The following is an 18,045-nucleotide window of genomic DNA, read 5'->3' on the forward strand; positions in this document are numbered from 1 at the left end:
CTATTTGTTTTTGGAGGTAACCGATGAAGCACGAGAAGCTTAAAGAACTTTTTTATCTGATGTTTGAATTTATGCCTCTATATAACCAGACTATGGGGAGCATATATCGCAAAGACTATGATGTTGAGCCGCGTTTGAACAAGAATCAGAAAAGAGCGCTTTTTATTATTAAAAAACAGGGGAAAATAATACCGTCCGCTCTCGGAAGGGCTTTGGACATGCAAAGGGGAAGCTTGACTACCTTGGTGGATTTACTGGAAAAGCACGAATTTGTAAGCCGTGCAGTTGATAATGATGACAGGCGAAAGCTCTGGCTTTTTTTGACTCCGAAAGGAGAAGAATATATCTCGGTCTTGATGGGCAACTATGAAAAAGAGTTCGCACAGATGTTTGACAAGATCGAACTTGAAGACATCTCGAAGATGATCGACAGCATCGGTTTCAGCAAAGATATCTTAAAGAATATAAAAGAGACAGGAGGAGTATTATGCAGATAGTTGAAAGAGAAAAATTACTGGGAGAAAGCGAAATACCAAAGCTGCTGCTCAAGTTTTCCATACCGGCTATAGTGGGAATGCTGGTCAATGGACTTTATAACTTCGTTGATATGGTTTTCATAGGAAATGGCGTAGGTCCTTTAGGTATAGCCGGGGTTAGGATGGGCTTCCCCATAATAGTCATTAATATGGCTTTCTCCATGTTGATCGGTATAGGTGCTAATTCACTTATATCTATAAGATTGGGACAGAAGAGAAAGGAAGATGCGGAGGTCATATTAGGCAATGCTCTGATGGGCATGATAATCATAGCAGCTTTGCTGACTATAGCCGGACTGATATTCATGAATCCCCTTCTCAAGGTTTTTGGAGCCAGCGAGGATGTAATGCCGTATGCTCAGGGCTATTTGAGCATAATACTTTACGGGGCAATATTTCAGATGATCGGAATGGGAATGAATAATTTTATTAGGGGAGAAGGCAATCCCAAGGTCGCAATGATCACAATGCTTATAGGAGCAATTCTCAACACAATACTCGATCCTATTTTTATATTTGTGTTTAAATGGGGGATAGAGGGGGCAGCCCTTGCGACTATATTATCTATGGCTGTTTCTGCGATTTGGGTGCTATATTACTTCCTTTATGGCAAAAGCCTTTTGAAGATTAGAAAGCCTAACTTAAAGATAAGGAAAGATATCATTAAATCCATAATAACCATAGGATTAGCTCCTTTCTCCATGCAGCTGGCCTCCAGCGTATTGATAATTTTCATGAACAAGGGACTGTCACATTATGGAGGAGATATTGCAGTATCAGCTATGGGTATAATCAATAACGTGGCCATGATATTCATGATGGTGGTATTCGGTATAAATCAGGGAGCCCAACCTATCATAGGCTTCAACTACGGAGCCCAAAAATATGACAGGGTGAAAACTACTTTGAAATATGCCATAGGGGCTGCGACGATAGTTGTCACCATTGGCTTTATATCGACTAGGCTGTTCTCAGCTCAGATAATCGGGATTTTCAGCAATGATCCTGAGTTGATCGCCCTTGGCGCTAAAGGCTTGAAGAGATTTTTAATATTTATGCCCATAATAGGCTTCCAGGTAGTGAGCTCCGCGTATTTCCAGGCTGTAGGAAAACCAAAGCAGTCCATGCTTTTGAGTCTTTCACGCCAGGTGCTCATACTGATACCCATGGTATTGATATTGCCTAAGTTTATGGGCCTGGAAGGTCTTTTTACGGCAGGTCCCGTAGCTGACTTATTCTCATCGATACTTACAGCCTTATTCTTAGTCTTTGAGCTGAAGCATTTGGACAAACAGCATGAAAATGGAAGGGTAAATACTGATCCGCGATTGGGAGACATCTAGCGTTAAAGGTGATTGACAAGTGCGGGTATCAATATTATAATGTTTGTTAATACTATTTACAGGCTATGAAGGGAAGCAAAATGCAGATGAGGTTAAGAGTCTGTTTAGTATCTTCGGGTGCCTGAGATTTTGAGTAGATTTTTCGTTAGACAAGGCAAATTTTCGAAGGAATACTGGTGGTATTCCAAGAAAATTTAACGCAGTAAGGCGGCAAATCTGCCAAAAGATCAGGCGCAAGTAGATGCTAAACAGACTCTAAGCGAGTCGGCGGCAGGTGAGAGCCGATACCGAACTGTATGGAGGAACGTCCCGGAGCATCCGCCCGAAATCCAAAGGAAAGTAGGCTCGGACGGCGCCCGCCGTTATTGGGTTTGAGCAGGCCGAACAGGCAAGCAGGGTGGTACCGCGGAATATTATCTTTCGTCCCTTTATGGGGGACGAGAGATTTTTATTTTTTTGTTAAAGGGAGACGGAAACCAGGTCAAGACACGGAATATTTCACGGATTTTCACGGCAGGTATATAGGAAATTAAAATATGATAATCTGAAGCAGCAAATGCTTTAGGAGATGTGTTAAAAAGACTGTGCTAATCCGTATTCCCCGTAACCAAAATCAAATTAGGAGGTTATATAAAATGAAAACAGTATATGTAAAAAGCTTATACAGGGATACTGAAAGCTACGCAGGAAAATCCGTCACAGTAGCAGGCTGGGTAAGGAATATAAGGGTATCAAAGAATTTTGGCTTTATAGAGCTTTACGACGGAAGCTTTTTTAAGAGTGTCCAAGTTGTATTCGGCGAAGAACTGGATAACTTCAAAGATATAGCAAAGCTGAACATAAGCTCATCTCTCTATGTTGAAGGCAAGCTGGAGCTGACTCCGGGAGCAAAGCAGCCCTTTGAGATAAAGACAGAAAAAATTGTAATAGAGGGGTTGTCTTCACCGGATTATCCTTTGCAAAAGAAGAGGCATACACTGGAATACTTAAGGACGATAGCTCATCTAAGACCCAGGAGCAATACTTTTTCTGCCGTATTCAGAGTGAGATCCCTGGCAGCCTTTGCAATACACAAATTCTTCAATGAAAGAGGCTTTGTGTATGTCCATACCCCGCTCATAACCGGGAGTGACGCCGAAGGAGCAGGTGAGATGTTCAGAGTGACCACCCTTGATCTTGACAATCTGCCGAGGACCCAGGACGGCAAAATAGACACTAAAGAAGACTTCTTTGGCAAGGAAACCAACCTGACAGTCAGCGGACAGCTGGAAGCAGAGACATTTGCTTTGGCTTTCAGAGATGTATACACCTTTGGACCGACCTTTAGGGCAGAAAACTCCAACACTGCACGGCATGCAGCAGAATTTTGGATGATAGAGCCTGAAATAGCGTTTGCAGATTTGGAAGATAACATGGCATTAGCAGAGGACATGATGAAATATGTGATAAGCTATGTATTGGAGAATGCGCCCGAAGAGATGGCATTTTTTAACCAGTTTATAGACAACACCCTGTTGGAAAGGTTAGATAACATAGTAAGCTCTGACTTTGGCAGAGTGACCTATACAGAAGCTGTGGATTTGCTGAAAAAATCAGGCAAGGAATTCGAATATCCGGTAGAATGGGGAATAGACCTTCAGACAGAACATGAAAGATACCTGACAGAGCAGATATTTAAAAAACCGGTATTTGTTATCAACTATCCTAAAGAGATCAAAGCCTTCTATATGAGACTTAATGATGACAACAAGACGGTAGCTGCTATGGATCTGCTGGTGCCCGGAGTCGGAGAGATCATAGGAGGCAGCCAGAGAGAAGAAAGATATGAAGTCCTGGAAAAGAAAATGGAAGAGCTGGGATTCAACAAGGAAGACTACTGGTGGTATATGGAGCTGCGTAAATACGGCGGAACCAAACATGCCGGCTATGGCCTGGGCTTCGAGAGAATGATCATGTATCTGACGGGAATAGGCAACATCAGAGACGTAATACCCTTCCCGAGAACGGTAGGAAGTGCAGAATTTTAATTAGTGTAGCGGAGAGTTAACTCTCCGCTATTTTGTTTTATTCAGGAAAGCATGTTGAAGAGCTAATATATATGGTATAATATGGACAAATATGTTGCAATATTTTGACAATGCATGAATAGGACAACTGTCAGTAAAATGGCCCAACGATCGGCACAGGATGCATTTTATATGAGGAGGCTTAGAATGCTAAAGGTAAGACAAATTTCAAGTGACTTTATTGAAATGATAAAACTTGATTTATTTGAAAAAGAAGATTTAAAAAGAATTATAGAATGGAATGCAAATAAATCTGCTGATGATTTATTACAATGGGCTGGACCTATGTACAATTATCCTTTAACACTTGTACAAGTTGAAAATTACTTTTTAAATGAAGTTGAAAAGGACAATTCCAATATCTTTGTTTATAAAATACAACTTATTAATACAGGTGAAATTATCGGAACTATTGAGTTACGTGAAGTAGATGAAAATAATAAAATAGGCAAGATTTGCAGGTTCCTAATCGGAGAAGAAAATATTAGAGGGAGAGGCGTTGGAACTGAGGTTCTAAAAGAAATATTACGAATTGGCTTTGAAGATCTAAAGTTTGAAAAGATAACGCTTGGCGTATTCGATTTTAATCAAAGTGCAATTAAATGCTATGAAAATGCGGGCTTCACAAAAGTAAAATTTACTGAAAATGCAAGAAAATCATCAAATGGGTATTGGAATTTATATGAAATGATTATTTCAAAAGATGAGTGGCAAATAAAAAATAAGTAGTCACACATGCCTTCACTGGGTGTGAAGCACCGCCAAAGGTTATTCCTTATAGGCCCGGTTCAGATATGTCGGCAAGCCGAAACATTATCTGCAATACTTATGAAAGGAAAAATAGAGCGGGGTTGAATTTAATATGAGTGAAATAGATATAAGGAAACATATACCTACTTTAGAAGAAGCAAAAATCCTATTAGATGATGGACGAAAATTAAATCCAGGTAAATGGATAGAACATTCAATGTATGTAGGTAAAGCCGCACAATTAATTGCACAGAATTGTTCCAATCTGAATCCTGAGACGGCACTCATTTTAGGTATGTTACACGACATTGGGAGAAGATTTGGAGTTACAAGCATGAGGCATAGCATAGTAAGTAAATGAAACGTTGGCCATGCGTAAACGTTAGGCGTAATCGACCGGTGAGCCACTGTATCATGCGTGGATTGCTGGAGAAGGTATGACAATAAATTTATATTATATTTGGCGGAAGAGAGGAGAGGTTAATTACGAGTATACGAATATGTAGGCTTACCCCCGAACTGTTAGACGATTACCTGTATTTTTTTGAAAATGTAGCCCATACAGATAATAAGGAATGGGATCGTTGTTATTGCCTTAATTACTGTAGTGAAGCTAATGCAGGTAGGGATTTTTCATCTCTGGATGTAAGGAGAGAATATGCAATAAAGTATGTTAAAAGCGGAAAAATACAAGGCTATTTAGCATATTGTGAGAATAAGGTCGTCGGATGGTGCAATGCTAATCGCAAATCAGACTGTTTGAAATGTGGGGGTTGGCAGCTAATATCAAAGAATGATAAAGCTTATGATCCAAATTTAAAAATTAAATCAATATTTTGCTTTACTGTGGCACCCGATATGCGAAGAAAAGGTATTGCGACACAGCTTTTAAGCTACGTCTGTGAAGAAGCCATACAAAATGGTTTTGATTACATAGAAGCTTATCCAAATAAAAGGGAAAGCAACGTATATTATGATTATGTTGGCCCATTAGATTTATATAAAAAGTTTGGATTCGCTTTATATAAAGAGACAGACCAAAGATTTGTGATGCGAAAACGCCTATAGCTTTATAAGGGCACCACACCGCTTTGCCGGGCGGCAAGCGAGGGCTCCGCTAGTTCGGTTCACCAGCGTCGTGAAAGCGAGACTTGTTGAAGAGTATTGCACGAATAAAAAGATTTGAGGAGGTTAACTTGATGCGTCAAAAGTGTGGGAAATGTGGAACAAAATTCAGGTATAGAAGTATCCAAAAAGCATTCTGGTCTGGAGAATGGTCTGGGGAAAGATTGTTCAAATGTGAAAGTTGTGAAACAGAGCATAGATTAACTAATTACAGGATATTGTATCTAATATTTGCATTGCCATTATTTTTAATATGGATTCCGTATTCAAATGCTCGTGGTATAGGGTTCATTATGGTTATCCTATACATTTTAAGCTTTATTCTGCTTATGCCTTTTATATTCAAACTTAAAATGACCAAAGCAGATTAGTATTCACTGCACCTTTTTTAATCCACATTATTAAATGCAGGTCAGTTTTGTAGTACGAAAGAAGGGGTAAGAGGGACGAAAACCACTGAAGGATCTTTTCGTGTTGGGAAAGATTCTTCGCTTACGCTCAGAATGACCGCAATGCTGGGCTTTTACGACATTTTATAAAAATTTCCTCATTGAATGGATTATATCGTATGAGAAATATAGTAAAAACCTTAGTCCACAAAAATAAATGGAGGATTAGTTTATGGAATATAATTGGATTAATGCAGAAGAGTTTTCTTTTAATAGCTTTTTGCTAATGGACAGATGGCTTATTCGAATGATATGCAACAATTATTTGGAATGGAACGAGTTTATTGATAACCTGGGAATAGCTTTAGCATATAACCCAACGGTTGCGTGGTACTTTGCTCATAGAAGCCCGGAAAGTAAGCCTTTTATTGATAAGCTAATGGCAATGGCTCCGAAAAATCTTTCAGCCGACGATGTCCGAAAAGCAGAGATATTTGTAATCCATGCAATGGAAACATCAGTTGTATATGTTCATCCGGATATAATGAACAAAAATTGTGATTACATTTATGATTGGAATAAAGAGTTGCTGTTTGAACTTGCAGATTTCACAGATAAGTTAGTCCTTGATGTCGGAAGCGGCACTGGACGGCTTGCATTTGCAGCGGCAGAAAAAGCGAAGCGTGTTTATGCAAGTGAACCCACCGATATTCTGAGAGAGTAGATGCGTGACAAAATCAAGCGTGAGAATATTAAAAATGTGATAGTTGTAGACGGTACAGTAGAACAAATCCCTTATGAGGACAATACCTTTGATATTGTGATGTCAGGGCATGTAGTTGGTGATAATTATGACCTTGAGATTGCTGAATTGACAAGGGTTGTTAAAAATGATGGCCTCATCATTGATTGCATTGGAGAAGATAATAGGACAAGAGAACCCGATGAAGAGTTATTGAAACGAGGCTTTGAGTCATTTTATCATGTCAGTAAATCCGGTGGCGATATTTATAGATATCGCAAAAAAGTTGACAAATAGGCATTGTTTATCAATAGAATTTAATATAAAATCCGCAGATAAGTATCAGACCATATATATTCTAGGCAAAAGTGCTGGAAGGAAGTCTCTGGAGTGGGAGATGCACCACACCTGAGCCTTGAGGGGCATCTCGCTAAGGGTCTCGGTGTCAGAGATATCAAAACGTTATCTTCAATATGGCGAAGGGCCGGGCATCCTTGCCCAGATTTGTTAGTAAAATTTTGTTGGATGGTTTATATCAGTTCATAACTGTAGAATAAGAAGAATTAAAAGTTAAATATTTTATAGTCATATCAGATTAGGAGGCATAGAATGCTAAAAGTAAGACAAATTTCAAGTGACTTCGCGGATATTGTTCATAACATACAAAAAAAATCATTTGAACCATTGCTTAATAAATATCATGATTATGATATTAATCCTGCAATGGAGAGTGTTGAGCAAATCAGAGAAAAGATTGATAGAGCCAATACGACAGCATATATTTTTGAGCTTAATGATATTTATGTGGGATGGGTCAGAGTAACGGAATTGGAGGATATTACATATAAGATTTCAGCTTTGTGTGTTCTTCCAGGATATCAAAATAGAGGAATTGCACAAGAAGCATTGAAACAAATAGAAAGCTATCATTCAAATGCACAAAAATGGACTTTAGATACAATATTTCAGGAAAAGGGAAACTGCCACTTATATGAAAAATTGGGATATGTAAAAGTCGGCGAGTTAGAGCAAATAAATGAAAGAATGGTAATTGTTAAATATATGAAAATTTGTAAAGCATGATTGTGATATATAGTATTCTTAAAGCACAATTTTTATTATAGTGAATAGAGAGGTTTTTAAGGAGTGACCATACTAAAGATAACAATGCATTGCCGCAAGGACGCTAAGAGTTGGAGTATGAAGTAGACATGCCATATCGCTTCACCGGGTGCGAGCACCGTCAAGGTGTATTCCTTAAATGTCCGGTTCAGCAATATTGGAGATGCGAGGCGTTATGTGACATACTTTTGGTGGAGGCGGTAATGAAAGGAGTTATTATGAAGAGGTATTTTATAAAAATCAATGAGAGTAATGTACATATTACTGAATGGGGTAATTCAGATAATCCAGTAATTTTCTGCCTGCATGGCTTAGGAAGTTCAAGTCTTAGCTTTATTGAAATTGGGGAAGGATTATTAAATCAATTTAGAATCATATCAATAGATGCTCCAGGTCATGGCAAGACGACTGCTTTTGAACAGGAAACTGACTATGAAATACCGAATATGGTAAGCTGGATATCTAATATTCTCGACGCTCTTAAAATTGATAGGTTTTATTTTTTATCTCATTCATGGGGAAGTTTTGTAGCGCTGCATTTCTTGGCTCATTATCCTGATCGAATAAAAGGAAGCATTCTAATTGATGGTGGATATCAAATTAAAAGGGAACAAGAGATAAGCTTAGAGCAAGAAGTGGACTATTATGAGAAGAATTTTGACGATTACATATTTGATTCATGGGATGATTATTTAAAAGAAGAGCAAAAAAATTATCAGCGCTGGTCCTCATTATTAGAATTAGCAGTGAAGGACTTGATGATAGAGGATAATAAAAAAATAAGATGGCATGTAAGAGGAAAAACAGCTAGAAGGATGATACATGCTATGTATAAATATGAGACTGTAGATATTTATAATTTACTTCCTAACTCTATTATTCTACTTCGGGCTACATTGCCAAGAGATTTAGAGGAACATAGGGATAAGATTGCAAAAGTTTTTCAACAAATGACCGGAGGAATAGTTAAGCCGATTAAAGGTACTATTCACATGTTACATTGGGATAAACCAGATGTTGTAGTCGCCGAAATATTATCAAGCTGGATATAAAAAGTAAGAAAAATACATCACATAATATATGTATTTGTGTAAGGGTACGTAGGGTGAGGACTTCAGGATAAAGCCGCACAATTAATTGCACAGGATTGTTCCAATCTGAATCCTGAGGCGGCACTCATTTTAGGTATGTTACACGACATTGGGAGAAGATTTGGAGTTACAAGCATTAGGCATAGCATAGATGGATATAATTTTCTTATTCAGAAGTACTTTGAAAAATGTATAGGCAAATCTTTATATAGTGTACTGCCTGGAGTTATTGAAAATACATTTAACATTTAAAGGGTAAGAACAGAATAACATAATATTAGTGAGACGTATTGCAGATAACACAGCATGACTACAAGGGTGCGGAAGAAAAGGCTCTGAAGTCTGCGCACCACATCCCTTCACCGAGCGCGAAGCGCCGCCAAAGAAGAAGGGCTTTGAGGGTCCAGTTCAGCGGCGTCGGGCATGCAGGCCGTTAAGCGATATTAAAAGAATGTTTCATATAGGAGAGATTTTTTTACAATATTAGTATATAATTAAGATAAGATAGCAAATTGGAGGTGGAATAATGCAAGTTTTAAAGCAAGATATTATGAATCTAGTGTCCAATTTACCCGAAAAGTTTGACATGGAAGAATTTATGTATAAATTATATGTTTTAGATAAAGTCAAAAAAGGTCAGAGAGATATAAAAAAAGGTAATTTTATAGCTGTAGATGAACTACGGAAGGAAACAGAAAAATGGTAAAATGGTCAAAAACAGCTGTGGATGATTTAAGACGGATATATAATTATATTTCCGAGGATTCAGTAATTTATGCTAAGAAAGTTGTTGAAGAGATAATAAATAAATCGGATTATTTAAAGGCTTATCCTAATATAGGTAGGGCTATTCCTGAATTGAATAATCCGGGAATAAGGGAATTAATTGTTTATTCATATAGAATGGTATATCAAGTAGAAAGAGAAGATGTTGAGATACTAACCTTAGTTCACTCAAGGAAAAACTTTGATTTAGAAATTAAATAAAATTTAATGATGTATGAGGACTTGACAGTATTATTGTTTCAATAATAGAAACTTAATTTGCTAAGTCCTTATTAATATTCTAAAGTATACTGTTTTGTTTACGTCGCTTAACAATGCATCTCCACAAGGGTGTGTAGAGTCGGAGCATGAAGTAGCCGCACCACATCCCTTCAGTGGATGTTAACACCGCCTACGGAGAAGGTGCTTGCAGATCCAGTTCAGGCATTGTCGGTCATGCAACAATGCTACACTCGATAATTTATTACTGTGAAGCTTCGTGAGGAGTGAGGAAAATGGAAAATGGATATGAAATAACAATTCCGAGAGAAGATGAAGCCGAGCATATAGGCAATATGTTGCTGCAATTTAATCTCGAATCAATATCGCTTACTCAGGAAAAACCGTTTATCAGCATTAACAGATGTATAAAAAATGGGAACGGAGAGATTATTGGCGGGATTTTGGCATGCTCTGCATTGTGGCAAGTTCTATCTATTGATACATTATGGGTAAAAAAAGAATTTCGCAATCAAGGAATTGCGAAACAATTGTTGAGTGTTGTGGAAGATAAGGCGAGAAGTATGGGGTGCCATATTGCATATTTAAGTACCTACGATTTTCAAGCTAAAGACTTTTATTTTAAAAATGGATATGAAATTTTCGGTATATTGGAGGATTGCCCTAAAGGCCATAGGCTTTATCATTTATCCAAAAAATTATGAGCTATAGTTAAGCATACTTTTCTTAAATTGTGCATTAGATAAACAGGACTTTGTGAGATTTGGAGGAGCGATGTTTTGGCGGCCTCTGAATAGGTAAGCCCTCCAAGATTATATATAAACTAGGAGGTATTTATGAAGGAAATAATTTTGTGTGATGATACAGATTTATTGGACGTTATATTATTATGTCAGGAATATTCTTTAGGTATTGAAGTACAATCATTTTATGATCCAGAGTACCTTGAAAAAGAGATTGATGGATTACAAAAACATATTGATGCTATAAAAAATGTTAAAAGCAAATCAGTCCATGGTCCTTTTGCTGATTTATGTCTGGGTAGTTCTGATAAGATGATTAGAGAAGTAACAAGAAACAGATTTGAGTATGCTTATGATGTCGCTAAAAAATTGAAGGCTCAAAATCTTGTGTTACATCATGGGTATGTGCCTAAGACAAGCTACCCACCAAATTGGATAAAAAGAAGCTTTACGTTTTTTGATGATTTTTTTGCAAATAAGAGTAATGATATTAAAATACATTTGGAAAATGTTTTAGAGTTTGATAGTGATATGTTATTTGAGGTGATTGAGGGACTACAAGGTAAAAATATTGATGTTTGTCTGGATATAGGTCATGCTCATTGTAATTCTAAGATTTCAGTTGTTGAATGGATAAAGAGGTTAAAAGGTAAGATAGGTTATGTACATATGCATGATAATAATGGTTTTGAAGATGAACACTTAGGATTGGGGATGGGGAATATTCCTTTAGATGAAGTATGTGAGGTTTTAGAACAATATTCTCCTCAAGCTATTTGGGCAATTGAGTCTAAGACTGATCATATACAAAAAAGTATAGATTGGATGATGACGCGAGGATACATAAAATAAAGAGCTTACCATGCGTGACTACCCTAACTTAATAGGGTATGGTCAATCGCCTAACACGAATGTTACTGCAAGGGTGCTGGAGGAAAGGCTCTGGAGTAGGTACTTCCAAACATGAAGTAGAGGTACCACAAGGTACAAGGAATTATGATCGACCCATAGTGTTCTGAGGCCGAAAAAGCTGCCTACATAAGGAAGGAGTCGTCGGCAGGTAACTGGCTGTCTTACCTTAACTGTATAATCCCGCGCTATAGATGAGAGTTCATTCGTAAGCTGGCAAATTTACTTATAATATTAAAAATGGAGATAAATATGAAACTAAACATAAAGAGGATGAATTATGAAAAAGCAAATGAAATTTCAAAATGGATTTATCAAGAGCCATATTCAATTTATAGCAATGATGGAAGCGATAGCTGCATAAGAGAACTACTTGATGGTAATTACTTTTCTGCTGCTGACGAAGAGAATAAGCTTTTAGGATATTATTGTTTTAATGAATCTGCTCAAGTTCCAGCAGGTAAACAATTTGGTGTTTATGATGATGAAGATTTAATCGACATCGGCTTGGGAATAAGGCCTGATTTATGCGGACAAGGATTTGGATTAGATTTTTTAAGTAATGGTATAGATTTTGCCCGCAGTGAATTAAATGCAAAAGGATTACGTTTGACTGTAGCTTCCTTTAATAAACGTGCAATAAAAATATATGAGAGAATAGGATTTAAAAAAGTTAATTCTTTTAAAAGAATATCGGAAATTGGAGAAATGGAATTTTGGGTTATGATTTTATGATGAGAATAATATAAAACCTTGCAATGTTGCAATTTTGAGGAGCGGTAATTGATTTTGCCACTTTAACCGTAAGTTGGTATTTGAGTAAATATTCTAGATGAAGAATTATATCAGATGAGGTGAGATATATGGGCAATATCGTTGGTAAGTTAATTATAAAGTTAAGCTGCATTCATCTAAATTGATTCACATTAATAGAAAATGCTAAGCATAACAAATCCGATAAATCGAAATCTGAAGGGGGAATTTGAGTATGAAAAAGATAGCAGTAGTTATTTACCCGTACTTTTCTTTACAAGAAATCACTACACTAACTTCTTGCTTAAAAATATGGTTTGGTAAAGATATAGATTATTTGGGTAGTGAGCTAAATATTTATGAAAGTGAAGAAGGCTTTCAGGTCACACCTACAAAAACTTTTAATGATGTAGATTTAGATGATTACAGTTGTGTTATATTGCCTGGAATCATTAATCCTTTGCCTGCTTTATATGATAACCGGCTTATTAATTTTCTTTCCGGATTGAAAGACAAAGAGATTTTAATAGCATCAATATCAAGTTCTCCGCTTTTGTTAGCTAAAGCAGGTCTATTAAGTGAAGTAAAATTTACAGCCGGTATCTTTATGCAAATGGTTGATGTATTCTCATTCATTAAAAAGGAGAATTTCATTCATCAACCTATAGTAAAAGACAAGAATATTATTACTGCAATTGGCTTTGCTTTTAGAGAATTTGCGCAGCTTGTTTTAAATGAAATGGGATTAGATGTAGGTGAGTCATTCATGCTCCCTGTTACTAAAGAATATACAGAAGATGAATTAACGTTTTACTGGGAGAATGATGACTATCAGGAGTTTTTAGATGAATTAAAAGAATATCAGAATTAATAGGGATTACAAATTCCAAGTTATGGAGCAATATTAGAATATTGAAGGGATGTGTTTGTGATCAGAAAAATAATGCTAACATTTTTATTTCTCACTTTTTTAGTTGCTACTATTGGGTGTAGCAGTGCCACTGATACTTCTAAGGAAATGAATAGTACAGAAAAAGTTCTAAATGAGGATTTAAGCAAGTATTTTACCGGATATGAGGGGAGCTTTGTACTATTTGATAAGAATAAGAATGAATACACAATATTTAATCAATCCAAAAGTCAAAAACAAGTTCCGCCATGTTCAACTTTCAAGATTATTAACTCTTTAATTGGTCTGGAAACCAAAGTATTGGAGGATGAGAACACCAGTTTTAAATGGGATGGAACAGATTATTCAATTGAGTCATGGAATAAGGACCAAACATTGAAATCTGCAGTTTCCAACTCAGTAGTTTGGTATTTTCAAATCCTTGCATCAAAAATTGGTGAAGACAAGATGCAGGATTATATTAATAAAGTAAACTATGGGAACAAAGATATTTCTGGCGGTATAACGAAATTTTGGCTTCAATCCTCTTTGAAAATATCACCCATAGAGCAAGTAGATATATTAAGAAAATTTTACGATTACCAATTGCCTTTTTCCAAAAGGAATATAGATATTGTTAAGGATGTTATCGTTTTAACTACTGAAAATGGAATTAAGTTATCGGGGAAAACAGGATCAGGTTCAAAACCGGAAAATAACGCGCCGGAATCAAAATATATAAATGGTTGGTTTGTCGGGTACATAGAAAAGAATGAAGATGTTTACTTTTTTGCAACAAATATTGAGGCTAATGAAACAGCAGAAAAAAGTGCCGGAGGACAAGAAGCTAAAGAAATAACATTGAAAATCCTTAAGGATAAAAATTATTTATAAACAACTTGGAGGAATAGATATGTCTTTAACCATTTTCAGGTGTGGGATAAGATATATTGAAGGGCGAATATGGCCGACATCCAGCCTGGGTTTTAAATAAGAGGTGTATGAAATGTATACTGTAGTAGAAAGAAAAGATGCTTTAGAAAAATTGATTGAAATCATTTCATCTATGCCAAATGTTGAAGGCTGTCTTTTGGTTGGCTCTGGTGCAATTGGATTTACTGATGAATGGTCGGATATAGATGTATCTGTAGTTGTTTATCCGGAAGAGAATACACGAGCTGTTTGGAATGAGCTAAACAAGAAGATCTTAGATAGCTTTAGCATTTACAAGTATTTGCTCAATGAATATGGAATAAATAATTACATTACAGTTATTCTGCTTAAAAATTTTTTAGAGATTGATGTTGGCGTGATATCATTAAATAACCTATCTGCTAAGCGGGAATACTGGAAGGTGCTGTTTGATAAGTCCAGTAGAGTAGCAGATAAAATGAAAAATACATGGGAGAATCGGAAATACCCTGTTCTAAGTACTGAGATTGAACAGAGCCTTAACAGCTTTTGGTATAATTTCAAGAATGCTGCTTTTGCAATTAAAAGAAATAAATCATACAGAGCAGTGAAAGAATTAGAAGAAATTCGGAATGAAATTATTCGGTTGAAGGCTATACAGGAAGATAAGATATCCAAGCACTATAGAGATGTGGATGAAATGGAATCCTGGTTTATTAAACGGCTTGAAAATACTTTTTTTGGGGAAATAGATATTGCAAGCCTTACTAATTGTTTTGTTAGTTTATTAGACTTGTACTTTGAGGTGGTTAAAGACATGTATAGAAATTGTGAAGTTAATGAATATGAGGCACAATTGAGGGATTTTTTGTATGAATTAGGAATAATGAATTAAAAAATTGACATCGGTGTCAGGGACATCAAGACGTTACAACACAGACCGAGCAAATGATGCGTCGTTTTGCCGCAATTTATGAAAGGTTTAGGTTTTACAAAGTATTGCTTCGTATTAGTAGATAAGTACGAATTAGAGATTATTTATATAATGAGTGAAAGGATTAAATATGAATATTGAAATTCGCAAGTTGGCACCAGAACTATTAGATGATTATTTGCACTTTTTTGATACGACACCACATTCCACTAATAAAGACGAACATAGATGTTATTGTGTGTGTTGGTGCAACGATAACTATAAAGACAAAGACTTTTCTACTGCGGGGAAAAGAAGAGATATAGCCATTAAATATATAAATGGACATAATATCCAAGGATATCTTGCGTATTGTGACAACAAGGTTGTTGGGTGGTGCAATGCAAACACGAAATCAGATTGTTTCGAATGCTGTTCTTGGCAAATGTTTATGAGGTCAGTTCATCAAGACGAATCTTCACCGGGCATAAAAGTTAAATCTGTATTCTGCTTTGCAATCGCACCGAAAATGAGGGGTAAAGGTATTGCAGGACTATTGTTGAGCCGTGTCTGCGAAGATGCGAAAAAAGACGGATTTGATTTTGTGGAGGCATATCCGAACAAAGAATTTATAGACACAGAGGAAGACTTTATGGGACCCGCTAAATTGTATGAGAAATTAGGTTTTGCTATTTGCTACGAAGCTGATAAAAAACTTGTTATGCGGAAAAAGCTAAAATAACTACGCAAAATTTTTAAATTGTGCATTATATAAACACGGCTCTGTTAGATTTTAGGGTCCGACATCCTGTCGGCCTCTGAACAGGCGGGGTCTCCCACGTTACATAACACAGCATGACCGTTCGTGCTGGTAGGACAGGCTCTGAAGTGGAGCCAGCATACATGTCTTCACCAAGATAGGAGTTATCTAAGACTTAAGCGTGTCGGCTATGTAACGCCGTTTTAATGCTTGGGATTTTTCAGGGGGAATAACATTATGATAAATATTATTGATACATTCAAAGATTATGAGATATGCTTTCATGACAAATTAGATTCACCTGTAGAAGATAAAATTGATTTATGGAAAAGGTGCTATATATCAAAATATCCCGAGTTGGAGAAAAAATGTAAAGATGGTTATGAGTCTAAAGGTTATAGCTGGAGAAGAATTGCTCAGGAGAAGGTCTTTAACAGAACTGAAAAAGACTTCAATAAAATGACATGTGCCCATAGAAATATATTGGAGGCTATGAAGAATATAAACACAAGAGCAGAAGAAGTATTTAATTTGGATTTGGACATAAATTTGGTTTTATATTGCGGGCTATGCAATAGTGCAGGATGGGTTGATACCTATAACGGTAAAAGAGCAGTTCTCTATGGCATAGATAAAATCGCAGAGCTTAATTGGCATACAATACAGAAGATAGAATCACTTATATCACATGGACTTTGTCATGTTGTTCATTTTCAAATTAGAGGTGAGGATAATTTACCTGGTAATGTTGAGCTAAATAATTATAACAAAGGTATTTGGTCTTTATATGAAGAAGGATTTGCACAGTTTTTTCAATACAAGCTATTAGGCAAAGAGGCTGATTCAAGAGGAAGAGCGTGGATTGAAGAATGTAGAATTAATGAGAGACAGCTAAAAAAGTTATATTTAGAAGCATTGCATGATGAAGGGAAAGGAACGCGAGATTTTTTTGGAGATTGGTTTAAAGTATTGGAAATAAGTGATGTGGGATATTTCCTTGGTGCTGAACTGGTCAGAAAGCTATATATTCAATATAATATAGCATATATTGCACAACTGCCATTTATAGAAATAGAAAAACAGGTGATGAACTTTCTTGAAAACTGAGGACAATCAATGGGGTGAAAGTATTGGCTTCTAAAGTGTTACATTACTTAATCGCAGAAGAAATAATTAGGAAGATACAGAAGCAGGGATATCAAGCTGTTATAGGCAATCATCATTTGAAGAATTGATTGGAGGGTCATATAATGTTTAAAGGTTTTTCTGAAGATACCATTAAATATCTGAAAGAGCTAAATGAGAATAACAATAAGCAGTGGTTTGAAGCCAATAGGGACAGGTATAAGAAAGTTTTGTATGAACCATTTGAAGAGCTTGTTTTGAATTTAGGTCCTTTTATGTTGTCTATTGATCCTTTATTAGATGTGAATCCAAAGAAGACAATATCAAGAATAAACCGCGATGTCAGATTCTCAAAAGACAAGAGCCCATATAGAACGAATATGTGGATTGCTTTCAAGAGGACATATCAGGACTGGAAAGCAGAACCAACGTATTTCTTTGAGATATGCCCCGATAATTATAGATATGGAATGGGTTTTTACAATTTACCAAAAGAATTTATGTCAAAGCTGAGAAGCATGATAGATGAGGGAGAAAAGAAGTTCACTAAAATTCATTCCCTATACATGAAACAAAAAATATTTAAACTTGAAGGCGAGAAATATAAGCGAATTATTAATCCTGATTTATCGGAAGAATTCAATGAATGGTATCAAAGAAAAGAATTATACTTTGCTTGCAGCAGAAAGATTGATGAACGTTTATTTACTCCGCTTCTAGTGGATGATCTAATTGAAGGATTTGAAAAGATAGCCCCAATATATAACTTTCTCTTAGGATTAAGAGGAAGATAATAGGGCGAAATTCAGCTCTTCTAAGCCAAAGATTTTGCAATCAAAACTAAGGCCCGCCATCGCTTTAAGGTTGGATGA

At 36.3% G+C, this 18,045-nt stretch carries 22 protein-coding genes; all 22 read left to right on the top strand.

Annotated elements, in window-relative coordinates; all coding sequences use genetic code 11:
* Positions 1 to 23 precede the first annotated feature (23 nt).
* The 22 genes from LJD61_RS10240 (at position 24) to LJD61_RS10345 (ending at position 17,967) form a co-directional block, all read left to right on the top strand.
* A complete protein-coding gene (locus LJD61_RS10240; RefSeq protein ID WP_255227440.1) occupies positions 24 to 497 on the top strand; it encodes a MarR family winged helix-turn-helix transcriptional regulator in 474 nt (157 codons plus the stop codon).
* Entirely contained in the window at positions 488 to 1,879 is a 1,392-nt protein-coding gene (locus tag LJD61_RS10245; protein ID WP_255227441.1) for an MATE family efflux transporter, read from the top strand. The genes LJD61_RS10240 and LJD61_RS10245 overlap by 10 nt, the downstream gene beginning before the upstream one ends.
* Positions 1,880 to 2,514: 635 nt before the next feature.
* Entirely contained in the window at positions 2,515 to 3,906 is a 1,392-nt protein-coding gene (gene asnS / locus LJD61_RS10250) for an asparagine--tRNA ligase (RefSeq protein WP_255227442.1), read from the top strand.
* 186 nt (positions 3,907 to 4,092) lie between these two features.
* Positions 4,093 to 4,674: a GNAT family N-acetyltransferase gene (locus tag LJD61_RS10255; RefSeq protein WP_255227443.1), complete on the top strand. Its 582-nt coding sequence runs from the start codon at positions 4,093 to 4,095 to the stop codon at positions 4,672 to 4,674.
* A gap of 133 nt (positions 4,675 to 4,807) precedes the next feature.
* The gene (locus tag LJD61_RS10260) at positions 4,808 to 5,056 is read left to right on the top strand and encodes an HDOD domain-containing protein (protein WP_255227444.1); all 249 of its coding nucleotides are present in this window, start codon (positions 4,808 to 4,810) and stop codon (positions 5,054 to 5,056) included.
* A 326-nt stretch (positions 5,057 to 5,382) separates the two neighbouring features.
* The gene (locus tag LJD61_RS20765) at positions 5,383 to 5,763 is read left to right on the top strand and encodes a GNAT family N-acetyltransferase (protein ID WP_255227584.1); all 381 of its coding nucleotides are present in this window, start codon (positions 5,383 to 5,385) and stop codon (positions 5,761 to 5,763) included.
* Positions 5,764 to 5,894: 131 nt separating this feature from the next.
* Positions 5,895 to 6,191: a TIGR04104 family putative zinc finger protein gene (locus LJD61_RS10270; protein WP_255227445.1), complete on the top strand. Its 297-nt coding sequence runs from the start codon at positions 5,895 to 5,897 to the stop codon at positions 6,189 to 6,191.
* Positions 6,192 to 6,441: 250 nt separating this feature from the next.
* Entirely contained in the window at positions 6,442 to 6,933 is a 492-nt protein-coding gene (locus LJD61_RS10275) for a class I SAM-dependent methyltransferase (RefSeq protein WP_255227446.1), read from the top strand.
* Positions 6,934 to 7,248 (top strand): class I SAM-dependent methyltransferase, encoded by a 315-nt coding sequence (locus LJD61_RS10280; RefSeq protein ID WP_255227447.1) that lies wholly within the window; start codon positions 6,934 to 6,936, stop codon positions 7,246 to 7,248.
* Between the two features lie 312 nt (positions 7,249 to 7,560).
* A complete protein-coding gene (locus LJD61_RS10285; RefSeq protein ID WP_255227448.1) occupies positions 7,561 to 8,034 on the top strand; it encodes a GNAT family N-acetyltransferase in 474 nt (157 codons plus the stop codon).
* A gap of 257 nt (positions 8,035 to 8,291) precedes the next feature.
* Positions 8,292 to 9,125, top strand: a complete 834-nt coding sequence (locus LJD61_RS10290; RefSeq protein WP_408615273.1) for an alpha/beta hydrolase — start codon at positions 8,292 to 8,294, stop codon at positions 9,123 to 9,125.
* A 565-nt stretch (positions 9,126 to 9,690) separates the two neighbouring features.
* Complete coding sequence (locus tag LJD61_RS10295) at positions 9,691 to 9,870, top strand: hypothetical protein (protein ID WP_255227450.1); 180 nt, start codon at positions 9,691 to 9,693, stop codon at positions 9,868 to 9,870.
* The gene (locus LJD61_RS10300; protein WP_255227451.1) at positions 9,864 to 10,151 is read left to right on the top strand and encodes a type II toxin-antitoxin system RelE/ParE family toxin; all 288 of its coding nucleotides are present in this window, start codon (positions 9,864 to 9,866) and stop codon (positions 10,149 to 10,151) included. Before LJD61_RS10295 ends, LJD61_RS10300 begins: the two co-directional genes overlap by 7 nt.
* A gap of 293 nt (positions 10,152 to 10,444) precedes the next feature.
* Positions 10,445 to 10,873 (top strand): GNAT family N-acetyltransferase, encoded by a 429-nt coding sequence (locus LJD61_RS10305; protein WP_255227452.1) that lies wholly within the window; start codon positions 10,445 to 10,447, stop codon positions 10,871 to 10,873.
* Between the two features lie 132 nt (positions 10,874 to 11,005).
* Positions 11,006 to 11,764, top strand: a complete 759-nt coding sequence (locus LJD61_RS10310; protein ID WP_255227453.1) for a sugar phosphate isomerase/epimerase family protein — start codon at positions 11,006 to 11,008, stop codon at positions 11,762 to 11,764.
* Between the two features lie 309 nt (positions 11,765 to 12,073).
* Positions 12,074 to 12,556 (top strand): GNAT family N-acetyltransferase, encoded by a 483-nt coding sequence (locus LJD61_RS10315; RefSeq protein WP_255227454.1) that lies wholly within the window; start codon positions 12,074 to 12,076, stop codon positions 12,554 to 12,556.
* A gap of 253 nt (positions 12,557 to 12,809) precedes the next feature.
* Positions 12,810 to 13,445: a DJ-1/PfpI family protein gene (locus tag LJD61_RS10320; protein ID WP_255227455.1), complete on the top strand. Its 636-nt coding sequence runs from the start codon at positions 12,810 to 12,812 to the stop codon at positions 13,443 to 13,445.
* A gap of 57 nt (positions 13,446 to 13,502) precedes the next feature.
* A complete protein-coding gene (gene blaOXA / locus LJD61_RS10325; RefSeq protein ID WP_255227456.1) occupies positions 13,503 to 14,357 on the top strand; it encodes a class D beta-lactamase in 855 nt (284 codons plus the stop codon).
* Between the two features lie 112 nt (positions 14,358 to 14,469).
* Positions 14,470 to 15,270 (top strand): nucleotidyltransferase domain-containing protein, encoded by an 801-nt coding sequence (locus LJD61_RS10330; protein ID WP_255227457.1) that lies wholly within the window; start codon positions 14,470 to 14,472, stop codon positions 15,268 to 15,270.
* A gap of 169 nt (positions 15,271 to 15,439) precedes the next feature.
* A complete protein-coding gene (locus LJD61_RS10335) occupies positions 15,440 to 16,030 on the top strand; it encodes a GNAT family N-acetyltransferase (RefSeq protein ID WP_255227458.1) in 591 nt (196 codons plus the stop codon).
* Positions 16,031 to 16,285: 255 nt separating this feature from the next.
* Entirely contained in the window at positions 16,286 to 17,155 is an 870-nt protein-coding gene (locus tag LJD61_RS10340) for a hypothetical protein (protein WP_255227459.1), read from the top strand.
* Between the two features lie 143 nt (positions 17,156 to 17,298).
* Entirely contained in the window at positions 17,299 to 17,967 is a 669-nt protein-coding gene (locus LJD61_RS10345; protein WP_255227460.1) for a DUF2461 domain-containing protein, read from the top strand.
* Positions 17,968 to 18,045: the final 78 nt, after the last annotated feature.

It is taken from the genome of Lutispora saccharofermentans (genome assembly GCF_024363565.1).
GTDB lineage: Bacteria > Bacillota > Clostridia > Lutisporales > Lutisporaceae > Lutispora > Lutispora saccharofermentans.